Below are 3,221 nucleotides of genomic sequence, written 5' to 3' on the forward strand. Positions count from 1 at the left end.
AAACAGGGTATTACGAGGCATACCTGGATTATTTCAGGACGGGAATGTGCTCCTGCCAAAATACAGATAGCGCTGCTCACGAGCGGAAACAGGGGCCCCCAATGCATTGGCTGACCATCCGGAAAGAAAGTCATCGGATCAAACCACTCAAACTGGGGAAAGTTTGCTATACTGAGTTCCACTCTCCGGAGCTGGTATGTGGGATCATCCATCTCGACATTTGATAAAACATCAGGATTTCCCAAAAAAACTGGGGTGATTCTAAGCAGAAATGAAAGAATGGTAATAAGGAATAATAATCCTGCAATGACTACTGCACCACGGTTTTTGAATTGATCACTATTCATCGTATTACCATTCTCACATTAATTAGAGGAGAGATAGAACTTCACTCCACTTAAAGCTAAAGTTACCTGGTTTATGTTGTCATGATGGTGTTACCAGCATATCTGGTTCGATGGTTTTTGTCATTCTGATACTATGACTTTTTACTGGAATTATTCCGGGGTCTGTCCGCATAGTCTGAAAAAGGAAAAAATTAATACAGAATCATAAAAGAATAGCGAAGTTACCGGTTATTTGGATCCATTACCTTCAGTGCCTTGATGATCGCCCATCTGCCCCGGCCGAGTTCTTCCATCAGCCGGGTTACGATCTCACCTTTTTTTAGGCCCTGACTTTTGAGTTCCCCGTACCGGTGTCGAAGATCCGATCGTGATTCAGCAGTCCACCGCTCTCTCTGCCGCTTTGGTGCTGAACACTCCGGAATCCGCTGCTCAATGAGGAGAAACCCAGGTTTCAGGTTCATGATCTCAGGTGCTCTCACCGAATAGATGGCTGAAGAAATCTCAAATCCGACAGCCTTCCTGTTCAACCCGATAGCTGCCCGTGCCGTGGAGCCCCCTCCAAGGAAGAGGTCACATACCAGATCTCCTTCATTGCTCGAGTACATGATCATCTTTGTCAGAAGCTGCACCGGGAGCTCATTCTTGTTCTTTACCTGACCGGGCTTGTACTCCCGATTAATGACCCAGACATCTTCGCGGTCCTGGTAGTTCAGTGATCCCGCTGCCCCATCCTTTTCACCGGTACCGAATCGTGACTCGAGGTGAAAGGTCCGTCGCCCCCCAGGTTTTTCGTAAAAAAGGATATGATAATGGGATGAGATGAACTTCCTGCTTGTCCAGACTCCGAAGTTGTACTTCCAGATAATATGGTTGATCTCAGTGAGCGAGGTCTGTCTGAGTGCATGAAGGATATGGTACAGGTTTGAGTATCCGGAGACGATGTAAATTAAGCCACCAGGTCGTAAAATTCGCTCTGCCTCCCTTATCCACTCTATCGAGAACTGACCATATTCCACTTCAGGAATCTCCACATACCCTTCCACCACGTGCTGCTCATCCCGGTTGTAGTGCTTATGGAGGGTATCACCCCTAATGCCATATGGTGGATCGGTGATGATGAGATCGATTGAGTTGCCTTCCAGATGTGTGCGGGCCCCGGTGATACAGGACTCGTTATAAAGTGTGCAGCCTGCCATGATATCTTTCAGTTATGATGGGAGTGCCTGATAGCACCTGTTTTTTCCTGATCCCTCTTGTAACCGGAGGATCGACTCCGCACCTGATACCCTTTCACCGGACAGGAAATGGGGAATGAAAAGGTTTCTTATCATAAAATTGCGGGAGACGCATTGATGAGAAGAAGCCCCTTAACAGCACATGTAAAACATACTAGACATGCAGATAAAAAACACTGCACCAATGGGCACTGCATTCCTGCAGAGCCTTCAGATTACTGCGTATACGATCCATCTCGTACTGCCGACCTTGATTCTCCTTGCAGGAGCGGTTGCATACCATGCCGGATGGATCGTCTAAACACCCTCCCCCTTTTTTCCGAAAAAATTATGTAGAAACCGGTTCCGTTGTCGGAACTGGTTCAGGCCCGGTATAGGTATCTGCCATCGGACCCACCTGGGGAGCAAGATACTCGGGAACCAGATGCAGACAGTCTTTGGGACAGTATTCAGCGCAAACACCACAGACGATACATCTCATCCGGTCGATATTCCAGGTCCGTTCTGTCTTGGTAACCGTGATTGCATCAGCAGGACAGTGCATACTACACAGACCACAGAAGATACACTTCTCAATCTCAATCGTCAGATGACCCCTGGTTAGGGGAGTCTTCTTTGCCGGAACTGCCGGATAACGTCTGGTATCAGGTCCCTTGACAAGGGATCTGATGATCATCCTGGTAATGGAAAAGACACCCATGTTACCGCTCCATACATCCAATACAGGGATCAATCGAGAGAACGATCACCGGTACATCTGCCATCTGGCATCCGGCAAGGGTTGTTACGAGGGCAGGGACATTTGCCATCGTTGGGGTTCTCACTCGATGCCTGAGCAGGTTCTTCTTCCCGCTACCCTTTATAAAGTGGATCACTTCACCACGGGGCTGCTCTACCCGTGAGAAGTACTCACCATCAGGGTTACCCTTCACTTTTACCTCGATCTCACCGTCAGGAATACTATCAATTGCCTGCCTGATTAGATCGATTGACGTGGACATCTCTTCTGCCCTGACAAGGCACCGTGCGTAACAGTCTCCTGCATCGCGGGTTACCGGCTTGAAATCAAGATGTTCATATGCCCCATATCCAAGCATCCGCATATCTTTCCTGACCCCTGAACCCCTGACCATCGGCCCGACTGCCCCGAGATCCCAGGCTGCATCTTTGGAGAGAACCCCGACTCCGACTGTTCTGCTCTTTACCGTCGGCTCATCAGCAAAGACCGCAACCAGATCATCGATCTCGGTCTGTAGCACGTCAAGCCCTTTCTTCATCTTCCCAAGCTGTGGTGCAGCGATGTCTTTCCTGACTCCACCAATCTTGCAACTGCCTTGGATGACCCGGCCTCCGGTCGTCTCTTCCAACACATCAAGAACGCTTTCGCGGATTCGCCATGCCTGCATGAACAGGTTCTCAAAACCCATACTGTCTGCAAAACAACCGAGCCAGAGGAGGTGACTGTGCAGACGTGAGTACTCAGACCAGATCACCCGGAGATACTGGGCGCGGTCCGGTACCTCAACCTCCATAAGTGCTTCGATACCCTGGCTGTACCCCACACTGTGGATAAAACTGCAGATCCCGCATATTCGCTCTGCAATGAAGATATAATCCTTGTAATCCCGTTTTTCAACAA

General features: G+C 49.1%; 5 protein-coding genes. 1 reads left to right on the plus strand and 4 read right to left on the minus strand.

Annotation, left to right across the window (positions count from 1 at the left end):
• Both LUQ50_RS05435 and LUQ50_RS05440 read right to left on the minus strand, forming a co-directional pair.
• Window positions 1–347 (minus strand): STT3 domain-containing protein (locus tag LUQ50_RS05435; RefSeq protein WP_367278965.1); only part of this gene is annotated, 347 nt, incomplete at its 3' end.
• A 221-nt stretch (window positions 348–568) separates the two neighbouring features.
• Entirely contained in the window at window positions 569–1,543 is a 975-nt protein-coding gene (locus LUQ50_RS05440) for a site-specific DNA-methyltransferase (protein WP_300037354.1), read from the minus strand.
• 199 nt (window positions 1,544–1,742) lie between these two features.
• Between LUQ50_RS05440 and LUQ50_RS05445 the strand changes: the two genes are divergently transcribed.
• Window positions 1,743–1,883 (plus strand): hypothetical protein, encoded by a 141-nt coding sequence (locus LUQ50_RS05445; protein WP_300037358.1) that lies wholly within the window; start codon window positions 1,743–1,745, stop codon window positions 1,881–1,883.
• Between the two features lie 27 nt (window positions 1,884–1,910).
• Here the strand turns inward: LUQ50_RS05445 and LUQ50_RS05450 are convergent, their stop codons facing one another.
• Window positions 1,911–2,282: a 4Fe-4S binding protein gene (locus tag LUQ50_RS05450; protein ID WP_300037361.1), complete on the minus strand. Its 372-nt coding sequence runs from the start codon at window positions 2,280–2,282 to the stop codon at window positions 1,911–1,913.
• Between the two features lies 1 nt (window position 2,283).
• Window positions 2,284–3,221, minus strand: a 938-nt coding sequence (locus tag LUQ50_RS05455) for a nickel-dependent hydrogenase large subunit (RefSeq protein ID WP_300037364.1), incomplete at its 5' end; no start/stop codon positions are given.

Origin of the sequence: Methanospirillum sp. (genome assembly GCF_028679455.1) — an archaeon.
Lineage (GTDB): Archaea > Halobacteriota > Methanomicrobia > Methanomicrobiales > Methanospirillaceae > Methanospirillum.